Source organism: Pontibacter silvestris (genome assembly GCF_020907275.1).
Classification (GTDB): domain Bacteria; phylum Bacteroidota; class Bacteroidia; order Cytophagales; family Hymenobacteraceae; genus Pontibacter; species Pontibacter silvestris.
Window position 1 is genome coordinate 38,813 of sequence record NZ_JAJJWI010000014.1, and the last position, 19,150, is coordinate 57,962.

20 protein-coding genes and 2 tRNA genes are annotated in these 19,150 nt (G+C 41.4%); 8 read left to right on the forward strand and 14 right to left on the reverse strand.

Annotated features, from left to right (window positions below; all coding sequences use genetic code 11):
• Nucleotides 1-24 precede the first annotated feature (24 nt).
• Genes LN995_RS13640 through mobA form a run of 3 tightly spaced genes read left to right on the forward strand, consistent with a single transcriptional unit; the run spans nt 25 to nt 1,374 of the window.
• Nucleotides 25-498: a molybdenum cofactor biosynthesis protein MoaE gene (locus LN995_RS13640; RefSeq protein WP_229961638.1), complete on the forward strand. Its 474-nt coding sequence runs from the start codon at nt 25-27 to the stop codon at nt 496-498.
• Nucleotides 499-510: 12 nt separating this feature from the next.
• Nucleotides 511-801, forward strand: a complete 291-nt coding sequence (locus LN995_RS13645; protein ID WP_229961639.1) for a SelT/SelW/SelH family protein — start codon at nt 511-513, stop codon at nt 799-801.
• Nucleotides 802-1,374, forward strand: a complete 573-nt coding sequence (gene mobA, locus LN995_RS13650) for a molybdenum cofactor guanylyltransferase (protein WP_229961640.1) — start codon at nt 802-804, stop codon at nt 1,372-1,374.
• A gap of 99 nt (nt 1,375-1,473) precedes the next feature.
• Here mobA and LN995_RS13655 read toward each other — a convergent pair whose 3' ends face one another.
• From LN995_RS13655 to LN995_RS13700, 10 genes are all read right to left on the reverse strand, one after another.
• Nucleotides 1,474-1,896 carry a response regulator gene (locus tag LN995_RS13655; RefSeq protein WP_229961641.1) on the reverse strand — a complete coding sequence of 141 codons (423 nt, stop codon included), beginning with the start codon at nt 1,894-1,896 and terminating at the stop codon, nt 1,474-1,476.
• A gap of 12 nt (nt 1,897-1,908) precedes the next feature.
• Nucleotides 1,909-4,476 carry a PAS domain-containing sensor histidine kinase gene (locus LN995_RS13660; RefSeq protein WP_229961642.1) on the reverse strand — a complete coding sequence of 856 codons (2,568 nt, stop codon included), beginning with the start codon at nt 4,474-4,476 and terminating at the stop codon, nt 1,909-1,911.
• A gap of 349 nt (nt 4,477-4,825) precedes the next feature.
• Nucleotides 4,826-4,899: transfer RNA gene (locus LN995_RS13665), tRNA-Pro, on the reverse strand.
• A 59-nt stretch (nt 4,900-4,958) separates the two neighbouring features.
• Nucleotides 4,959-5,032, reverse strand: a tRNA-Pro gene (locus LN995_RS13670).
• A gap of 479 nt (nt 5,033-5,511) precedes the next feature.
• On the reverse strand, nt 5,512-6,510 hold the full coding sequence (locus tag LN995_RS13675; RefSeq protein ID WP_229961643.1) for a beta-ketoacyl-ACP synthase III: 999 nt from the start codon (nt 6,508-6,510) through the stop codon (nt 5,512-5,514).
• Nucleotides 6,511-6,640: 130 nt separating this feature from the next.
• Entirely contained in the window at nt 6,641-7,582 is a 942-nt protein-coding gene (gene plsX, locus LN995_RS13680; protein WP_229961644.1) for a phosphate acyltransferase PlsX, read from the reverse strand.
• Nucleotides 7,583-7,633: 51 nt separating this feature from the next.
• Nucleotides 7,634-7,831 (reverse strand): 50S ribosomal protein L32, encoded by a 198-nt coding sequence (gene rpmF, locus LN995_RS13685; RefSeq protein ID WP_229961645.1) that lies wholly within the window; start codon nt 7,829-7,831, stop codon nt 7,634-7,636.
• 53 nt (nt 7,832-7,884) lie between these two features.
• A complete protein-coding gene (locus LN995_RS13690; RefSeq protein WP_229961646.1) occupies nt 7,885-8,433 on the reverse strand; it encodes a YceD family protein in 549 nt (182 codons plus the stop codon).
• A 66-nt stretch (nt 8,434-8,499) separates the two neighbouring features.
• Nucleotides 8,500-9,522 (reverse strand): 4-hydroxythreonine-4-phosphate dehydrogenase PdxA, encoded by a 1,023-nt coding sequence (pdxA, locus tag LN995_RS13695; protein WP_229961647.1) that lies wholly within the window; start codon nt 9,520-9,522, stop codon nt 8,500-8,502.
• Nucleotides 9,523-9,528: 6 nt separating this feature from the next.
• A complete protein-coding gene (locus tag LN995_RS13700; protein WP_229961648.1) occupies nt 9,529-10,962 on the reverse strand; it encodes a leucyl aminopeptidase family protein in 1,434 nt (477 codons plus the stop codon).
• Between the two features lie 159 nt (nt 10,963-11,121).
• Here LN995_RS13700 and rsmA point away from each other — a divergent pair, with 159 nt between their 5' ends.
• From rsmA to LN995_RS13725, 5 genes are all read left to right on the forward strand, one after another.
• Complete coding sequence (rsmA, locus tag LN995_RS13705) at nt 11,122-11,901, forward strand: 16S rRNA (adenine(1518)-N(6)/adenine(1519)-N(6))-dimethyltransferase RsmA (protein WP_229961649.1); 780 nt, start codon at nt 11,122-11,124, stop codon at nt 11,899-11,901.
• Between the two features lie 4 nt (nt 11,902-11,905).
• Nucleotides 11,906-13,258, forward strand: coding sequence for a magnesium transporter (mgtE, locus tag LN995_RS13710; RefSeq protein ID WP_229961650.1), 1,353 nt, complete (start codon nt 11,906-11,908; stop codon nt 13,256-13,258).
• Nucleotides 13,259-13,319: 61 nt separating this feature from the next.
• On the forward strand, nt 13,320-14,270 hold the full coding sequence (locus LN995_RS13715) for an NAD(P)-dependent oxidoreductase (protein WP_229961651.1): 951 nt from the start codon (nt 13,320-13,322) through the stop codon (nt 14,268-14,270).
• A gap of 300 nt (nt 14,271-14,570) precedes the next feature.
• Nucleotides 14,571-15,044, forward strand: a complete 474-nt coding sequence (gene greA, locus LN995_RS13720) for a transcription elongation factor GreA (RefSeq protein ID WP_229961652.1) — start codon at nt 14,571-14,573, stop codon at nt 15,042-15,044.
• A 3-nt stretch (nt 15,045-15,047) separates the two neighbouring features.
• Nucleotides 15,048-15,440, forward strand: coding sequence for an HIT family protein (locus tag LN995_RS13725; protein ID WP_229961653.1), 393 nt, complete (start codon nt 15,048-15,050; stop codon nt 15,438-15,440).
• Nucleotides 15,441-15,565: 125 nt separating this feature from the next.
• Here LN995_RS13725 and LN995_RS13730 read toward each other — a convergent pair whose 3' ends face one another.
• The 4 genes from LN995_RS13730 to ruvC form a co-directional block, all read right to left on the reverse strand.
• The gene (locus LN995_RS13730) at nt 15,566-16,552 is read right to left on the reverse strand and encodes an MlaD family protein (RefSeq protein WP_229961654.1); all 987 of its coding nucleotides are present in this window, start codon (nt 16,550-16,552) and stop codon (nt 15,566-15,568) included.
• Nucleotides 16,553-17,326, reverse strand: coding sequence for an ABC transporter ATP-binding protein (locus LN995_RS13735; protein WP_229961655.1), 774 nt, complete (start codon nt 17,324-17,326; stop codon nt 16,553-16,555). It lies immediately after the preceding gene.
• A gap of 10 nt (nt 17,327-17,336) precedes the next feature.
• Complete coding sequence (locus LN995_RS13740; protein WP_229961656.1) at nt 17,337-18,116, reverse strand: MlaE family ABC transporter permease; 780 nt, start codon at nt 18,114-18,116, stop codon at nt 17,337-17,339.
• A 409-nt stretch (nt 18,117-18,525) separates the two neighbouring features.
• Nucleotides 18,526-19,092 (reverse strand): crossover junction endodeoxyribonuclease RuvC, encoded by a 567-nt coding sequence (ruvC, locus tag LN995_RS13745; RefSeq protein ID WP_262910490.1) that lies wholly within the window; start codon nt 19,090-19,092, stop codon nt 18,526-18,528.
• Nucleotides 19,093-19,150: the final 58 nt, after the last annotated feature.

Genomic DNA, 19,150 nt, shown 5'->3' on the forward strand with positions numbered 1-19,150 from the left:
TTTTAGTATGCAGCTTTTACAAGTATGAAATATATTTCAGAGACTCCTTTAGATATAGTAGGTCTTTTTGCTGATGCGCACCATCCGCAGGCAGGGGCTATTGTGTTGTTTAGTGGAGAAGTGCGGGATAACAACCTCGGAATGTCGGTAGATTACCTGGAATATGAAGCGCATGAATCTATGGCATCCAAAATGGTAGCTGCCATTCTGAATGAGGCCAGAACAAAGTGGCCGCTTGATATAGCTGTTGCCCAGCATCGAACTGGTAAGGTAGCTGTAGGGGAGTCGGCAGTGGTGGTAATTACGGCCTCTCCGCACCGTAGCGAAGCCTATGCAGCGAACCGCTATATTATTGATCGCATAAAACATGAAGTTCCTATCTGGAAATGTGAGTACTTTACAGACGGAACTAAAAAGTGGGGCGGAAACTGTAACTGCCACGATGTTACAGGTGATGTTAACAAGCATGTGTATGAGTTCGATCAACTAAAAAGCTAGAGTTTTTTTACTATGAAACCAGTAGTAACTATTGAATATTGCCCAAGATGCGGCTGGATGTTACGTGCAGCTTATATGGCACAGGAACTGTTAACTACTTTTACTGATGATGTACATGGCGTGTTAATTCAGCCTAGTGAGGTGAACGGGCGCTATAATATTAGGGTAGATGATGTGAAAATATTCGACCGTAAAGAAGAAGGGCGGTTCCCGGAAATTAAAGAACTGAAGCAATTAGTTCGGGATAAGGTAAACCCGGAGAAAAGTTTAGGACACTCTGACAAAAGTAAACCATTACACTAAATGGACAAGTTTCTTGGTGTTGTGTTAAGCGGTGGTGAAAGCAAGCGTATGGGGCGCGATAAGGGGCTGTTACCAATTCATGATACACACTGGGCTAAATTTATTGAACAAAAGCTACTGGCACTCCAGATTCCCGTGGTTGTCTCTGTGAATTCTATGCAAGTAGAAAGCTATAGCAAGCTGTTTTCTGCTGAGCAATTAGTGGTTGATACAGTTGCCGTAGAAGGTCCTTTAAAAGGGTTGTTAAGTGTACACCAAAAGTACCCGGAGTGCGACCTTTTGTTGATGGCCTGTGATATGATTGAGATGGAAACTTCTACTTTAAACCGCCTTGTTCAGGTTTACCAAGCTAACCCGTTATTTGATTTTTGCGTGTACCAGCAAGCAGAATTTGCTGAGCCTTTTGGAGGTATTTATACTTCGGATGGTTTAAAAAATGTAATGAAAAAGCTGGCTTGCGGTACACTAACTAAATTTAGCATGAGAAGTGTACTGGATACGGGGAATACTAAGCGGGTAGTTTTAGAACATACAAACAGAAACAGCTTTAAGAACTATAATAGTCTGCCATAACGGTTTCTTTCAACTTGCTAAGTTAAGCCAAAGGTTGTTCTTCTCCAGAAAGCTTACTTATATTTATATGATACTTCAGGTAATACTAAAAGCCCTAAATTACAGGGCTTCCAGTGAATTTGTTTTCCGGAACTTAATAACTTCCAGATCCTCCTGAGAAAGAGGTTTAGATATAAAATCTACCACTTCTTCATAATCATTAGCCATGTGAATATCTCCCTTATCTAAAGAAGAAGAGAGCATGTACAACTCACACTTTGATCTTTTCTCTTTAGGGAGCATACGGTAAGCATTCAGAAAGTCCCAGCCATCTAAACCAGGCATGCTTATATCCAGAAAAATAATGTCAGGGAACTCACTCTCATTTGTTTTAATAGTTTCTTCCAATAGAGAAAGTGCTTCTTCTACAGTGTTGAAAATCGCTACATCCTCTGTAAACTGACTTAGTGTTATTAATCTTTCATTGATGAAATTTGTAATAACATCATCATCTATCAGCCACACTTTTTTATAACTAAACATCTTATTTACTTCTTAACTCTCTTTAAAATACACTTTAAAGGTACTTCCTTCTCCAACTTTACTGCTTACTTCTACTTTACCGCCTAAAGCCTCTATTTGAGTTTTAACCAAAAACAGCCCCAGCCCCTTACCGTTGATATGCGCATGGAAACGTTTATATAATCCGAAAACATGGTTCTTTTGCTTTTCATATTCAAAACCTATGCCATTATCAGCCACAACAAGTACTGTATATTTGCCCTCTTGGTTTGCAGACACTTTAATAACTGCTTCTTTATCACGTGACCGGTACTTAATAGCGTTAGATACTAAGTTGAACAATATACTGTTCAGGTAGCCTTTGACAGTATAGACAGATTCGGCTTGTGTAAAATCGCTTTCTATGGTGATGTTTTCTTTCTCAACCTGATCCTCGAGCGTTTGAAGAACCTCTGTTAATGCTTTTTCGAAATCTAAATGTATTTTTATCTTGCTCAGGTTCCCTCTGATTGATAAAATGTGGTTCAGATCTTTTATAATGGTATCTAATGTCTCTGCCGATGATTGTAAGCCATTAATAATTCTTTCCTTTGTCTTTTGATCAGCACTTGGGTGTCCAAAAAGGTTAGACAAACCCAGAATATTAGCAACGGGTGCTCTTAAGTTATGAGAAACAATGTGTGTAAACAGCTGTAACGACTGATTATGAAGTTGTAATTCTTCAATGAAATTATTCCTCTCCTGTTTAGCCCGCTGTTGCGCAGTTATATCTGTAAGTAGTATAATATAACGCTGTACATTGCCAGCATCATCCAGAACAGGGGTTATTTCCTGGTTAAGCCAAAGGTCTCTGCCTGATTTACTTATGTAAGGAACCTCTCTTACAGAATAGTTTGTACGCCTGTCTTTCTGAACAATATCAATAAGTGTGTTAATGAAGATATCTAAAAAGGTGCTGTTGTTTGATCTTTTATCAGTTAACAGTTCTATAGCACTTTTATCAACTATTTCCTGCGGTGATAATTCAGTTATACGGCTAAAGCTACTATTCACCCACTCAACTCTTCCGCTGGCATCGGCAATAATAACGCCTGTATGTGTTTTACTTGCTACAACAGAAAGCATTTCGAGCTCCTGCTTAGATTTTACTTTAGCAGTGATATTGCTAAAAAATACAGACAGGCCTTCCTCTGAAGGAATCGCTTTTACATCCAGCCATAAATTGGATCTTTTAAAGCAGGCTTCAAAATGAACGACTTTGCCTGAAGCTAACGCATAATGATAATTTCTGAAGAATGTTTGATTTACTTCTTCAGGGAACACTTCCCAAATGCTTACTCCAATAAGTTCATTTCTGTTCGTGTGCAATAACCTGTCGAATTCACAGTTTATATATGTGAAATTCCAGTTCTTATCTAGTGTAAAAAAAGCATCCGTAATACTTTCAAAAACAGTATTAAGCTTTTTAGCCTGTTGCTTAATAATGTTATGTGAGAGGCTGGCTTCTGTAATGTCTTTGGCAATAGTATAAACGCCAATTATCTCACCATTTACTTCAACCGGAATTTTAGTTACTTCAAAGGTTTTTTGTCCCTTATTTTGCCAATTAAGGACTATTTCGAACTTTACAGAAGTGCCGTTTAATGCCTCTTTCAGACTCCGTGTACAAGATGGCGCAGCTTCAGGTGAAAGAAAGTCTAAAAGGAAATGGTTTATAATTTCGTGCTTTTGCAAGCCAGTGAAAGTAAGAACAGCGGAATTCACATCTAACACAACTCCTTGCTTATTCTCATAAAGAACCATGTCCGGGTTATTGTTAAACAACGACTTGAAACGCTGCTCATTCTCCTGAAGCCTTTGCCTGTTGGCTACTTGTGTTGTAACGTCGCGGGAGTTCAACACAAAAGCCCTGACAGCAGGGTTTTGTAATTGGTTACTGCCTGTTACCTCAATCCATTTCCATTCACCATTGGCACATTTACAACGAATTTCAGGAATAGTTACCTGGCCTTCTTCCAACAGCATTGTTAGTGCCTTTTGCCATTTAGCAAGGTCATCCGGGTGAACCATTTTGTAAGCATTTATGCCTATAAACTCTTCTGGCGTGTAACCAAAAATTCTAAACATAGAACCGCTACTGTAGAGTATATTGCCATTCTCATCAAGTAGAGACATTATGTCTGATCCATTTTTTATTAAGGCTTGATGCAGTTCTTCCTTTTCGCGTATTTTTTCATTTGCCAGATGCCTTTCAGTCTCATTACGGGCTACGCAGAAAACAACATTTTCTTCTGCTGACCATACTGCCGACCAGCTAATAGGCACTGTCTTGCCAGACTTATGTACATAGCAATTCTCAAAGGTTGTTGTTTTAAGACCTTTTATTATTTCCTGAAAGGTTTTAAAAGTATTAAAGGAATCCTTTGGGTGTACAAAATCTAAGAAATATCTGCCGGTTAACTCTTCATTACTATATCCTGTAATATGTTTGCACGCATCACTTACCTGTAGAAATTTACCCTTTTCATCTATGGTACAAATCATATCAAGGGAATATTTCATGACCTTATCCAGAACCAGTGTGCCGTCATCGAATTCCATTTTGTTCTATAAAAGGATGTATTCTTTATTTCTTAGCTTATATTATGTGCAAAACCTCTAACTAGTGTATATACTTCTATTATTGTAATATTCTATGGGTTAGCTATGTATACAATTATAATTATAGTATAATTCCAATCAAAGGAGTTTTTATAATTTTTTTAAAATTATATTATGTCCAAATAGCGCTTATTTCTGGGGAACTATGTTAAGGAAATCAATATAACTCGATGAAAATGAATATACTAATTCTTTTATATAGGTGGCTTTTGCTTATGGTGTGTTGCAGTAACTAATTTTACCAGTGTTAAAGTTTGGTGAGAAGGTAACGCTACAATGAAAAATAAAGTCGGAGTGGCGGGATTCGAACCCACGACCTCCAGCACCCCATGCTGGCGCGATACCAGGCTACGCTACACCCCGAGTAATACAAAATATTCTGTGAAAAGAAAAGCCTCATAGAAGAACTATAAGGCTTTTAGTCGGGGTGGCAGGATTCGAACCTACGACCTCCACATCCCAAATGTGGCGCGATACCGGGCTACGCTACACCCCGAACTATTTCTTTATAAACATAGAAGCCTATGAGTAGACTTATATACTACAAGTACACCTTAAACTACGAGTGCATTTGGTGATGCAAAAATAGGAAGTATGATGATAAAAGGAAATGTTTACTGCAAAATTTGTAAGTTTATTTTCAATAAAATTAAGGAATAAATAAGCTGTTAAGCCTCGGCAGCTAACGGATGAAAGAAATGCGACTCTAACAGTTTACAGAGATTTTTAAGCAGCTCTTATACAATTTTTTACAAGATAATTGGGAGTGATTGACAGGCATTTTATTGAAGGAGACATGAAATAGGGGGTGGTTAAATAACAAGTGTAGTTTGATATTCATACCACTTTGTCAAGCAGTAACCTTTTACTTTTGTCTAAGATAGCAACAGATATTTTCAGCTAATTAGGGGAGGAGAGTCTTAAAAAAAACAGAAAAGCGGCCATTGAGCCGCTTTTCTGTTTTTACCTTACATGTTATTTGGGGTCGTACGCCCATTTTACATAAATAGCACCCCAGGTAAATCCGCCCCCAAAAGCAGCAAGTATAATGTTATCGCCTTTCTTAAGCTGACTTTCATACTCCCACAGGCAAAGCGGAATAGTACCGCTGGTTGTGTTACCATACTTATGAATATTAAGCATTACTTTATCGCTGGTAACGCCCATACGGTTTGCTGTAGCTTCGATAATGCGTTTATTTGCCTGGTGAGGCACAAGCCATGCTACATCGTCTGAACTGAGGTTGTTTCTTTCCATAACCTCAGCAGACACATCTGCCATGTTTTTAACGGCAAACTTAAATACTGTCTGGCCTTCCTGATACGCGTAATGTTCCCTGGCTTGTATAGTGTCTATAGTGGCAGGCTTACGGCTACCGCCCGCTTTCATGTGTAAAAAAGGAGCACCGCTGCCATCAGATTTCAACACCTGATCTAGTACACCATAGCCTTCTGTATTTGGCTCCAGCATAACAGCACCACCTCCGTCACCAAATATAATGCAGGTAGTTCTATCTGTATAGTCGATAATAGACGACATTTTATCGGCACCTACTACGACTACTTTTTTGTACTGGCCAGATTCTATAAACCTAGAACCAGTTGCCACGGCATATAAGAATCCGGAGCAGGCAGCCTGTAAATCGTAGCCGAAAGCATTAACAGCACCAATTTCTGCTGTAATAAGGTTTGCCGTAGCCGGAAATACCATGTCTGGTGTAGTTGTCGCACAAATCAGCAGATCAATTTCTTCCGGTTTAGTATTCGTTTTTTTGAGCAAATCTCTAACTGCAGGTACGGCAATGTGTGAAGTCCCTTTTCCTTCCCCTTTCAGAATGCGCCTTTCTTTAATGCCGGTGCGGGAGGTAATCCATTCATCATTTGTTTCAACCATCGTTTCGAGCTCTTTATTAGTGAGCACGTATTCTGGTGCGTAGCCACTTACACCTGTAATAGCGGCAGTGATTTTACTCATATCAAAAATATTCTTTGGTTAAAAGTTAGAGTGGCAAGATACAAAAAAACTTGGCACAACCTGTCAGTCTTAATAATTGCAACTGAAGCAGTTTATGCCAAGCTATCTTGTTTTGGCCACCGGCCAATGCTTATTCGCTATAGTTCTTTTTGAACCTCTCTGAGATTCTAGAAGTAGCCATGTGTTGTGCATGAAGCACCATATTACAAATTGCCCTTGGGGTAGATACACCATGGCCTATTACAGCATTACCGTTTATGCCTAAAATGGGGCTGCCACCTACGGCCTCATAGTTAAACTTGTCAAAGAAAGGATCTTTGATGTTTTTACTTTCAAGGATGTCGTAGAGCGACTCAGACAACTTAAGAATAATATTGCCTGTATAGCCATCACAAACAATTACATCAGCCTTATCATTAAAAAGATCGCGCCCTTCAATGTTACCGATAAAGTTAATGCTTGTGTTAGCCTTAAGGCGTTGGTATGCTGCCTGTGTAACAACTGTGCCTTTTCCTTCTTCCTCACCGAGGTTCATTAGGCCAACCTTCGGGTTTTCTATCTCCAGCACATAGTGAGCATAGATAGAGCCAATCTCACCAAACTGCTCCAGTACTTCTGGTTTGCATTCGGCATTGGCGCCAACATCTAACATGATGCCTATTCCACCACTGAGTTTAGGTACCAGGCTGGCTATTGATGGCCTGAGAACACCTTCAACTGCCTTCACGCTGAACATGGCTCCTACCAGCATAGCTCCTGTATTACCTGCACTGCAAAAAGCATCAGCTTTTTGTGCTTTAAGCAGGCCGTAACCTATAGCTATACTGGAGTCTGTTTTTTGAGTCAGGGCCTTGGTAGGGTGTTCGCCCATTTCAATTACCTGGCTAGCATGCACAACCTGAATTTGGGAGCCCGTGTACCCGTTCTCCGCTAACTGCGACTTAATAACATCTTCCTGGCCAATTAGCAGAATAATGTCATCTTCGTTAAGCTTTTGAGTGGCCAGTATTGCACCCTTGATCGTAGCCTCAGGTGCAAAATCGCCGCCCATAGCGTCTAAGGCGATCCTCATGTACTGGATGTTGTTTAATTATACAGAACTAAAACTAGAGCAGGCTAATGCTTACTGGGCGTTAGTTGTATAATTTTTAATTGCCAGCTTGCCTTTGTGATACAGGTCACCTTCCACTACATATGCGTGGTGGTACAGGTGAGGAGTATCTGTAGTAGGGCAAATAGCAATGGCTTTCTCAGAAAGTTTTTGATGAGTTCTTCTCTTATCTCTTCTGGTCTTCGAAATCTTACGTTTAGGATGTGCCATTTTCTGTTAAAATTTACTTGCTGTTGTTATACTTAATACTTTTAAACTCAATGTTAGTTCAGGTTTCTGAGAGCGCTCCAGCGAGGATCAATATCGTCATCATCGTTGTCATCACTGTTATCGTCATCTCCTGCCTGCTTAGAAGAGTAAATCAGGATGTCCTGATCATCGTCTTCATTCTCGTCTGTTTCCTCTACAAAGCGCGGATGCAGTTTCTTCATCGGCAGCGATAAACCTATAAAGTCATACAGGTGCTGCGCAATATTGATGGATTGTGTGCCTTCTGTAATCTGCCACAAATCATCGTCTAGTTCTGCATTTTCAGGTCCGAACTTTATACGGAAAACCTCCTGCACGTCCACCGGATGATCAAATTCATCCAAGCTTCTGTCGCAGGTAAGGCGAACAGTACCTTTAATATCGAAGTGGAATGTAAGCAGCGTTTCTGCCTTATCCAGCTCCACTTTTGCCAGTAGTTTTCCCCCCAGGATTATATCCTTTGCAAACAGATCGAAGAATGAATCGTCTAGCTCAAACTCGTACTCATGCTTTTTATTGCTGAGTTTGGCTATGTTGATTTCAAAATCTTTTAGCTTTTTCACTACCGTTTTTTATTGCAAGACGCAAAATTAGAATAATAATCTGACAAATAAAAACGCACTGTTATATTATACAGCGTGTATTTGTTCTGCCGTGCGTTTTTTAATGATGTCGCATGCTAAGAACAAGGCCTCCCGGAAAGAGGTTTCATCTGCTATGTGCTTATTAGCAATATCATACGCAGTTCCGTGATCGGGAGACGTACGTACTACAGATAAACCTGCTGTAAAATTTACTCCTGTTTCCATGGCCAATGTTTTAAAAGGAATTAACCCTTGGTCATGATACATCGATACCACTGCATCTACTTTCTTATATAAGCCCATCCCAAAGAAGCCGTCGGCAGGGTAGGGGCCAAACACCAGGTGGCCACGTTCTTTCAGGTGCATAACAGCAGGCCGGATAATTTCAATCTCCTCACTACCTAACAAACCCTTCTCACCTGCATGAGGGTTCAGCCCCAGCACAGCTACACGGGGCTTCAAAATGCCAAAGTCAAGTTTAAGCGACTCTAACAATATAGTAAGCTTACGGATAAGTAGATCATAGGTAAGCTTGCCTGGCACTTCAGCTATTGAAATATGTCCTGTAACTGTTGCTACGCGTAAGTCTTCGCTTACGAGCAGCATCAGGCTATCGGCAGCATCAAAATAAGAAGTAAGGAACTCTGTGTGGCCCGGAAAATTAAACTCTTCTGACTGAATGTTGTCTTTGTCGATAGGAGCTGTCACGAGGCCGTCCAGAAGCCCGGCTTTTAAATCTTTGCTGGCTGCCATTAAAGACTCTAAGGAAGCTTTGCCGGATACCGGGGTCGGGTTTCCTGGTTCCAAAGCTATATCTTCCTCCCAACAGTTTACCACATTTATTTTTCGCGGTACCAATGCCTCTGCTGATGCCACCTGCTGAAAATGGAAATGCTCTGCTTGAAGTATTTTGCGGACTTTGTTAATTAATGCGGCAGAGGCATAAATAACAGGAGTACAATAGTTCAGGATGCGGTTATCGGATAACGTTTTAACGATTACCTCTGGGCCAATGCCATTGGTGTCGCCTATACTGATGCCTAATTTTGCTTTATATTTGTTTTCCATTTTATCTTATTTAGCCAAAGAGCTAAGGTAATTGTAAACAAGGCGAAGTCCTGAACCTGTGGCCAGTTTACCTCTGTAAGAATCTTCGCTATGTAAATAAGCAGTGCCGGCTATATCAAAATGCACCCAGGGGTAACTGGTGAAACACTCTAGAAACTTTCCTGCTGTAATAGCACCTGCATCGGCTGGACCTAGATTCTTAATGTCAGCTATATCAGACTCTAAATATTTTTTATATTCATCCCAAAGCGGTAACTCCACAATGCGTTCATGTACGGCGTTGCCTGCTTCTTTTAAACCTCTTAATATTTCGTCTCCGGCATTACCCATAGCCACTAAACCTTCTTTTCCTACGGCACGCATAGCTGAACCTGTTAAGGTGGCTATATCTATCACCAGTTGCGGATTGTACTTCTGAGCAAAGCTTAAGGCATCAGCTAATATTAGTCTGCCTTCAGCGTCAGTGTTCAGCACTTCAACCGTCGTGCCGTTGTGCATAGTTAGTACATCACCTGGAGTAAAGGCATCGCCGCCGGGGCGGTTGTCAGTAGCTGGCACCAGGGCAATAACATGAATAGGAAGCTTGTTTTTGGCAATGGCATATAAGATACCAGTTACAGTAGCCGCACCTGCCATGTCAGACTTCATGAAGTCCATAGAGTGAGGTGTAGGTTTCAGGCTTAAACCGCCCGTATCGTATACCACACCTTTCCCGACTAACACATAAGGCTGCTGGTTTTTGGCATTCTCTGGTTTCCATTCCATTATGGTGAATGTAGGCGGCTCCTCGCTTCCCTGGTTTACAGCAATCAATCCGCCCATCTTAAGCGCCTGAATCTGCAACTCATCCAGCACTTCTGTTTTAAAGCCTGCTTCCTTCCCAAGTTCTTCCAACTGCTCACTAAATTGTACTGCCGTCTGGTAATTAGGAACCTCATTTACAAGATCACGCACCTTATAAACAGCTTCAAGTACAGTTTGCAGTTCCTGCACAGCCTGTTCTTTTATACTGTCGTCTGTAATAGTAATGCTTTGTAAAGCACTAGGCTTTGCATCTTTGGTCTTGTACTTAAGGAACTGGTAATTGCTCAGGTATAAGCCTTCAGCTAAATATAAGCTGGCCTGGGTACCGGTTTTATCTACAATGGATATCTCCTGTACTTTGTTAGATTTTAATTGCTTTTGTAAAGTGTAGCCAGCCTGGCGAAATGTTTCTCTGGCAGCGTTTTCTGTTTTGGCATCTGAGGCCACTACAATATACAGATGGTGTGTATAACGGTTCAGGGAGATAAACTTAGCCTCCTGCTGTATCTGGCTTTGCACATAAACAGCTTCTTCCTGCTGAAGCTCCTCCAGCGAATTTACCTGTTCAGCCCGCACAATCAGGGCTACGTCTGTATTTTTACCTACCGATGTATTGTATTTGAGTTGTGTTGGCATTTGTCATTTGTATCTTTGGGTCGCAATATAGCAAGTATAATACGTAAAGCGAAAAAACAGCTTCCTACGTAGGAATAGCTATAAAGTAAAGTTTTTAGATATAACGCGTTCTGGCCAAAAAGTATACCTTTTGTGCTGAAACTATAAATTACAAATTCTGTGAGCAAAGTAAGTCCGAAGAAGCATTTAGGCCAGCATTTCCTGGTAGACCAGAACATCGCCATAAAGATAGTGGAGCAGTTATCATTGCACCGGGGTGTGCAGGATGTGCTGGAAATTGGCCCCGGTATGGGCGTGCTCACGCAGTACCTCTTGCAGCACCAGGAGTACAGCACAACGGTAGTAGACATTGACAGAGAGTCTATCGCTTACTTAAAAGAGCATTTCCCGCAGTTACAGGAGCGTATCATCTCTGCTGATTTTCTAAAAACAGATCTGAGTAAACTTTTTCCGGGGAGCTTTGCCATTATAGGCAACTTCCCTTATAATATATCGAGCCAGATTTTCTTTAAAGTTCTGGAACAGCGGGATGTGGTGCCGGAGGTAGTGTGTATGATTCAGAAAGAAGTAGCGGAAAGGCTGGCAGCCCCTCCAGGCTCTAAAACTTATGGAATATTGAGTGTGCTGTTGCAGGCTTTTTACACAATTGACTATAAGTTTACCGTCAGCGAGCATGTGTTTCATCCGAAGCCAAAAGTAAAGTCGGCTGTGATAGGCTTGTTGCGTAACGACCGAGAAAGTCTTCCTTGCGACGAGAAGTTGTTCTTTACTGTTGTTAAGCTAAGCTTCGGAACCAGGCGTAAAACACTAAGAAACTCGCTCCGAAGTTATAACTTGCCGCCTGAAGTATCAGCACAGCCTGTTTTCGATAAACGAGCTGAGCAACTCTCGGTAGAAGATTTTATAGCGTTAACCCAACTGATAGAGGAGAATAGTTGAGATCATGCAGGTAGAAATTACGCGTGAGTACATTGCACAAGTAGATGAAGCCGTAGAACGTAAGGATGCTGCTTTTATCCTGAGCACGATGGAGGATATGCACCCTGCTGATATCACTACGGTGCTTTATGAGCTGGATGCTGAGCAGTGCAAGTATGTGATGGACCTGCTGCCGCCAGAGATAGGAGCTGAAATTCTGAGTGACCTGGATTATGACATCCGCACCAACTTTCTGCATAATTTTACAAGCAAAGAGATTGCCCGCTATGTAAACCTGATGGATTCCGATGATGCCGTGGATATTCTGAATGAGCAGAATGTACAGACGCGGGAGGAGGTAATAGCACTGTTGGACAATGAAGAAAAGTCAGCTGCCATTCTGGACCTGCTGCATTACGAAGAAGATTGTGCCGGCGGTCTGATGGCCAAAGAGCTTATTAAGGTGAACCTGAACTGGCGGGTACGGCAGTGCATTGAAGAGATACGTAGGCAGGCAGAAGATGTAGAGCGCATCTTTACCGTGTATGTAGTGGATAACCGGGATAAGCTGGTTGGGCGTGTAAGTGTGAAGACGCTCCTGCTTGCCAAAGACGACAAACTGGTGCAGGATATCTACAACCCTGATGTAATTTCTATTGAGTCTTTTAAAGATGAGACAGAAGTTGTAAGTGTGATGCAGAAGTATGACCTGGAGTCTATTCCAGTTGTAAACATACAGGGGCGCCTGCTAGGGAGAATTACCATCGACGATGTAGTGGACGTAATGCAGGAGCAGGCAGAGTTAAGCCGCCAGCTAATGACTGGTATCACCGAAAGTGTTGAAGAAGATGATAGTGTGTTTCGTATTTCCCGTTCCCGGCTACCCTGGCTCATTATTGGTATGGTAGGAGGTTTGCTGGCAGCACAGTTTATGGGCTTCTTTGAAGAAGATATAGCCTTGCTTCCTGCAGTGGCTTTGTTTGTTCCCTTAATTACAGCTACTGGTGGTAATGTAGGCATCCAGTCTTCTTCCATTATTATTCAGACCCTTTCGTCTAATGCGGTGGTATTTGAGAACTTTATGCAGCGTATTTTTAAAGTGCTCCTAGTGGCACTGTTAAATGCCATTATTATTTCGGTGCTGGTTTTTACTTTTACTTACCTGTTCAGGCACGAGTTTACTTTGTCCCTAGTGGTGTCTGTGGCACTTTTCTCAGTGGTTCTGCTAGCCTCTCTTATGGGAACAATTACGCCTATGTTACTGGACAGATTTGGCGTAAACCCCGCCGTTGCCGCCGGCCCCTTTATTACCACAGCCAATGACTTATTAGGCCTGGGAATTTATTTTGCTGTAGCACACATGCTCTATAACTTATAGCACAATGTTCATACTAGTTAGCAAAATCAACTAAATCACAGTTATTATCAGATTTAAATACATGTCATTATCAATTAAAAGAGTTCTGATTATTGACGTAATGCACCCAAGTATCTTTCAAATGCTGGAGCAGATAGGAGTAGAAGCAGACTATAGGCCAACTATTAAACCAGCAGAAGTACCTGATGTGTTACCCGATTTTGATGGTTTAATTGTGCGTAGCAAAATGCGCATAACGGCAGCAACTATCGCAAAAGCAGTTAAGCTGAAGTTTGTTGCCAGGGCAGGAGCAGGTGTAGATAATATAGATGAACAGGCATTACAGAATAAAAATATAGCCCTTATCGCAGCCAACGAAGGAAACAGGCAGGCAGTAGGCGAGTTTGCAGTGGGTGCTTTGCTTTCTATGATGCGCAATATCAGTGCGGCAGACAAGCAAGTAAGGCAGAAAGTGTGGCTACGTGAAGAAAATAGGGGCGAGGAAGTTAGTGGCAGGACAATCGGTGTTATTGGCTATGGAAACATGGGGCAGAGTTTTGCCAGGGTTTTGTCTGGCTTTGGCTGTAGAATACTGGCTTATGATCGTTTTGCTCCTGAAAAAGTACAGGCTCCTGTAGTAAACGTAAGCTTAGAAGAACTACAACAGGAGGCTGATGTTGTGAGCCTGCATATCCCTTACATTGCCAGTAACCTCAACTTTGCCAACGACACCTTTTTCAACAGTTTCAAAAAGCCGATCTGGTTTATCAATACTTCCCGTGGCGATGTGACGGATCTGTCGGGACTGGTAAAGCACTTGGAAACGGGAAAAGTAAAAGGAGCCGCGCTTGATGTGCTGGAAAATGAAAAGCTGCAGACACTAACCGAGCAACAGGCAAGAGACTTTGACTACTTAGCTTCGGCGGATAATGTAGTACTAACCCCGCACATTGCCGGATGGACACATGAGTCTTATGTGAAAATCAATGAAGTAATGGTTGAAAAAATTACACGCTTAATGCAGAATTTTTAAGTATAAGTCAGGTTAGCGCTCAGTTCTTCTTCACCTTGATCACAAATAAAATTAGACTTTAGAAAAAGCTTCCATTTAAATTTTTAGTATATTTGCCTCTCTAAAATCTATTGGGAGTAGCCCGTAGTTTTATTTTAAACATTAAATACCAGACTATGGTATATATAGGCAGAGGATAAATACTCCTGTTGCCAATGATAGAAAATTAAATAACATTTACATATTTGTCAAAAAGAACGGTTATGCAAGCCATAACCGTTCTTTTTGTTTTTGTGTTTTAAACGTGGAAACTGAATTATTATGAGCAAGATTTCTTATTACACTGCAGAAGGTTTACAGAAGCTAAAAGATGAACTGGCAGAGCTCAAAACAAAAGGCCGTGCCGAGGTGGCGCGCCAGTTAGCTGAAGCGCGTGATAAAGGCGACTTGAGCGAGAATGCAGAGTATGACGCTGCCAAAGATGCACAAGGGCACCTGGAGCTGAAGATTTCTAAAATGGAAGAGATTGTTGGTAATGCCCGCCTTATAGATGAGTCTAACCTGGACAGTAGCAAAGCATTAATTCTTTCTAAGGTTAAAATTAAAAACCTGAAGAATAATATGGTAGTAAACTATACTTTGGTGGCCGAGGAAGAGGCAGATCTGGCAGCAGGAAAGATCTCTGTAAAATCACCGATTGGCAAAGGCTTGCTGGGCAAGAGCGTAGGTGATGTAGCTGAAATTACAGTGCCTGCAGGCAAACTGGAGTTCGAAATCTTAGAAATAAGCAGATAAAATATGGAACCTTCGATATTCACTAAAATAGTTAATGGCGATATTCCTGCCTATAAAATAGCAGAAGACGATCGCTACCTTGCGTTTCTGGATGTGTTCCCAACCACCAAAGGCCATACTTTAGTAATACCGAAGCAGCAGATTGACTATATTTTTGATCTGAACGATGAGTTGTACCTTGGCTTAATGGCTTTTGCCAAGAAAGTGGCTGCGGCTGTGGAAAAGGCTGTTCCTTGCCTGCGCGTTGGTGTGGCTGTGGTGGGGCTGGAGGTGCCTCATGCGCACATACACCTGATTCCGCTTAATAGTATGGGCGATATGAACTTTGCCAACAAGCAGCAGTTCAGTAAAGAGGAGTTTGAGGAAGTACAGAAAAAGATACAGGCAGAACTTTAAGAAAAGTCATTTTGGTAAGAAGCCTGTCTTTGTTTTAGCAGCAGCAAAGAAAAAAACAAAAAGGAGTTGGAACTTTGAGCTTTGCTCTGTTCCAACTCCTTTTTGTTTTAAGTAGCATAATAATGTTACTGCTGTTCCTGTTCAGTATTTTGCTGTTGCGCCTGTCTTTTAAAAAAGCCTCTTAACAAGAAATTATGCTGAAGCGCTTCCATATTCTGGTCAAACTTTTCTGTGCTTGTTTCCAGGTTTTGCATGGTGCTCTGTAGCCTTTTAGCAAAATCTGGATCACTTAATAATACGCCCACAGCATTATCGCTGTCGTTAAGTTTACCTGTTGCCTGATTTAAATTCTCAACCATTGCCGAGGCAGAAGTAGTGGCCTGTTCCAGTTGTGCTACGGAAGCCTGAAGTTTATTGAACACGGCTGTATCTGTTAGTAACTCATTCGCTAAACCGCCTGGTGTGTTTAATTTTGAGGTAAACTGTGTAAGAGCCTGTGAGGCTCTTGCCGAATTGGCCGAAGTTTGCTGCAGGTTGGTTACCATAGTGCGAAGGTTGTTGGCCAGGGTAGAGTCTGTCAGGAGTGCACCTACAGTACCTTTACCATTAGTCAGACCAGCGCTTAGCTCTTTGAAGTCCTCTGTTATGCTCACCAGGTTTTCATTGTTCCTCTGCAGGGTAGCCAGCATATCATCTGTATCTAAACCTGCTTCAACCTGAATAATATCTCCATCCTGTACAGGAGGGGCCTGAGGTGACCCACCAGTTATTTCAATTATTCGGTTTCCGATAAGGCTTTCTGAGCTCAAGAGTGCTCTGGCATCTTTGTGAATATACCGCTGAGCATCTTCTATAATGTTCATTTCTACTTCTACCTGGTCTTCACCATAAAAGCTTATCCTTTTAACGGTGCCTATCTTTACTCCAGAAAACCATACATTATTTCCGGTTCTGAGACCTTCCACATCGTCAAAAACGGCCCTTACTCTAATGCTTGATTCGAACCTGTTTTGCTGCCCTCCAAGTATAAAGACGCCGGCTACAAAAATTATTAAGGCCAGGAGCACAAATACTCCCACCATTACGGATCGTTTATTTTCTGCAGAATTCATCTAGTCTATAAAGTTGTAATTGTAAAACGCTTGAGCTCGCTCATCATCTGTAGCAAACACTTCATCAAAGGTGCCTTCGTGCTGGAACTGGCCGTCCAACAGCATAGCAATACGGTCTCCAACTGCTCTGGCGCAGGTAAGGTCATGCGTGATAATAATAGATGAAGTATTAAATCTTCTTTGAACTTCATTTATCAAATTGTTGATATCAATGCATGTAATAGGGTCCAGACCAGCTGTTGGTTCATCGTACAGCATAATCTCTGGCCTTAGAATAAGAGTTCTGGCAATACCTATCCTTTTCCTTTGCCCTCCGGATAACTCCGAAGGCATCTGGTTTATTGCCTGAGAAAGCCCTACTGCATCCAGAACAGTTTCTACTAAATTATCTATTTCTTTTCTGGTAAGATTCCTGGAATTCCTTACCAGTGGAAACTCCAGGTTCTCTCTGACTGTCATACTATCGTAAAGGGCACTGTTCTGGAAAGAGAAGCCTATTTTAAGGCGCAATTTGTCCAGTTCTTTGGGAGATATTTTATCTACCTCTTGCCCCAGCACGTTTACATAACCTTCATCGGGTTTCAACAAACCAGAAATAATTTTTATTAGTACGGACTTACCTGTGCCCGAGCGGCCTAATACCACCAGGTTTTCACCTTTATACAGGTCCAGGTCTACTCCTTTAAGTACGTCAAACTCATCAAAAGACTTCTGCAAGCCTTTGATGGAAATTGCCTTTTGGTTGTAATCTATATTTGGTGATGCTTTTTTCATAAATTGATTCTTACATGGCGCGTATGGCATTAATAATCTGAAGAGCCAGCAGCTCTTCTATAAACACCAGAAACATGGCTGTAACCACAGACGAGTTAGCAGCCTTACCCACGCCTTCCGTTCCTTTTGAAGAATGGTACCCCTTATAGCACCCTACCATACCAATAGTAAACCCAAATACGAACGATTTAGCTAAAGAAGAAAAAATATCCAAAAATGTTATGGCATCGAAAACCTGTACAAAGTAGCTTGTAAAGCTGGTTTGCTCATTTTGATGAACATTCACATAACCTCCTAGTAAGGAGACTAGTATGGTGAACATCATCAGAGAGGGTATCATAAATGTAGTCGCTAATACCCTGCTCACTACCAGGAATTTATACGGGTTAGTGGCTGAAACCTCCATGGCATCGATTTGCTCTGTTACTTTCATGGAGCCAAGTTCTGCACCAATACTGGAGCCAACACGGCCAGCCGTGATAATGGCCGTTACCAAAGGAGCAAGTGCGCGTACGATGGCTATGGAAATAAGGGCAGGTAACCAGGAGGTAGCACCAAACTCAGACAAGGAAGGGCGGGACTGGTTTGTGAACACTATCCCGATAATGAAACCTGTTAAAGCAATTAGTGGCAGAGACCGGACACCAACTTCATAACACTGATTCATTATCTCCTTAAACTCATAAGGAGGAAGAAAAACTTCCTTAAAAAAGCGGGCAACAAAGTTGTATATTCTGTATAGCTCGATAAATAATCTATCCAGCCTTCTGGTAACTACATATTTTCGCATTTGGTACAGTCAGTTGTTAATGCTTTTGTCTGTTTACTATAAAGCACAAAGACAGGATTATGTTTGAAAATCTTTCTGTCACCCTGAAAAAAATCAATAACGAGAAATAAATCTTACTTCTTATCAGGACACTGCCGATTAGCAAGTACAAATTTACTACAAGCTAAATTTTATCACTTACTTATATAGTAAAAACTATTTTCTCTGCAAACTTACTAAGTAAAGTTGGCAATTATGGCTATTTATGAATAAATAGAAGCTCACCAATGCATACGTTATGTAAGAAGCTGTGGGTTATGGCTGCTGATTTTATTTTGATTTCCCTGATTATATCTGTTGTATTGGGGTGATTAGTAGGTTAACAGTCAGTTGCTTACTTTATCGCAAAGAGAAAATAGTAAATTTACGGTTAAGCCAGTCTGTCAGGATTATCAGTCAGAAAGCTTTTCCAGGACTTACCGCCTTGCTTGGCGTTGTTGCCTTTCTGGTAATGATGGCAAAGGGCTACACCCAGTGCATCGGTGGCGTCTAATAGTTTAGGGGCTTCCTGTATTTTAAGGATTTGGACCAACATGCTGGCCACTTGTTCTTTAGAAGCATTACCATTGCCTGTTATAGACTGTTTTATCTTCTTGGGCGCATATTCTACGTAAGGAATATCACGGGAAAGAGCAGCAGCAATGGCAACTCCCTGTGCACGGCCAAGCTTTAGCATACTTTGCACGTTTGTTCCATAGAAAGGAGACTCAATAGCTAACTCATCAGGGAGATACTCGTCAATGAGTTGTATCATGCGGTCAAAAATTTTCTTTAACTTGATGGCGTGGTTACTGTAGCTTTTCAGATGAATGACACCATACTGAATGACCTGCACCTTAGAACCTGTTATTTCAATAAGGCCGTAGCCCATTACCTGTGTGCCAGGGTCTATACCAAGAATAAGTTTATTAGGCGGAAGTGCAGAAGTGTATACCATGAGGTTACAAAATTAAAACATTATCTTGAACATTGTTTCCAATAGAAGGTTCCTTTTG

Bases quoted from the DNA above. Each gene is read 5' to 3' on its own strand.
- LN995_RS13640 (WP_229961638.1), top strand. From the start codon at position 25: ATGAAATATATTTCAGAGACTCCTTTAGATATAGTAGGTCTTTTTGCT.
- LN995_RS13645 (WP_229961639.1), top strand. From the start codon at position 511: ATGAAACCAGTAGTAACTATTGAATATTGCCCAAGATGCGGCTGGATG.
- mobA (WP_229961640.1), top strand. From the start codon at position 802: ATGGACAAGTTTCTTGGTGTTGTGTTAAGCGGTGGTGAAAGCAAGCGT.
- LN995_RS13655 (WP_229961641.1), bottom strand. From the start codon at position 1,896: ATGTTTAGTTATAAAAAAGTGTGGCTGATAGATGATGATGTTATTACA.
- LN995_RS13660 (WP_229961642.1), bottom strand. From the start codon at position 4,476: ATGGAATTCGATGACGGCACACTGGTTCTGGATAAGGTCATGAAATAT.
- LN995_RS13675 (WP_229961643.1), bottom strand. From the start codon at position 6,510: ATGAGTAAAATCACTGCCGCTATTACAGGTGTAAGTGGCTACGCACCA.
- plsX (WP_229961644.1), bottom strand. From the start codon at position 7,582: ATGAGGATCGCCTTAGACGCTATGGGCGGCGATTTTGCACCTGAGGCT.
- rpmF (WP_229961645.1), bottom strand. From the start codon at position 7,831: ATGGCACATCCTAAACGTAAGATTTCGAAGACCAGAAGAGATAAGAGA.
- pdxA (WP_229961647.1), bottom strand. From the start codon at position 9,522: ATGGAAAACAAATATAAAGCAAAATTAGGCATCAGTATAGGCGACACC.
- LN995_RS13700 (WP_229961648.1), bottom strand. From the start codon at position 10,962: ATGCCAACACAACTCAAATACAATACATCGGTAGGTAAAAATACAGAC.
- mgtE (WP_229961650.1), top strand. From the start codon at position 11,906: ATGCAGGTAGAAATTACGCGTGAGTACATTGCACAAGTAGATGAAGCC.
- LN995_RS13715 (WP_229961651.1), top strand. From the start codon at position 13,320: ATGTCATTATCAATTAAAAGAGTTCTGATTATTGACGTAATGCACCCA.
- greA (WP_229961652.1), top strand. From the start codon at position 14,571: ATGAGCAAGATTTCTTATTACACTGCAGAAGGTTTACAGAAGCTAAAA.
- LN995_RS13725 (WP_229961653.1), top strand. From the start codon at position 15,048: ATGGAACCTTCGATATTCACTAAAATAGTTAATGGCGATATTCCTGCC.
- LN995_RS13730 (WP_229961654.1), bottom strand. From the start codon at position 16,552: ATGAATTCTGCAGAAAATAAACGATCCGTAATGGTGGGAGTATTTGTG.
- LN995_RS13735 (WP_229961655.1), bottom strand. From the start codon at position 17,326: ATGAAAAAAGCATCACCAAATATAGATTACAACCAAAAGGCAATTTCC.
- LN995_RS13740 (WP_229961656.1), bottom strand. From the start codon at position 18,116: ATGCGAAAATATGTAGTTACCAGAAGGCTGGATAGATTATTTATCGAG.
- ruvC (WP_262910490.1), bottom strand. From the start codon at position 19,092: ATGGTATACACTTCTGCACTTCCGCCTAATAAACTTATTCTTGGTATA.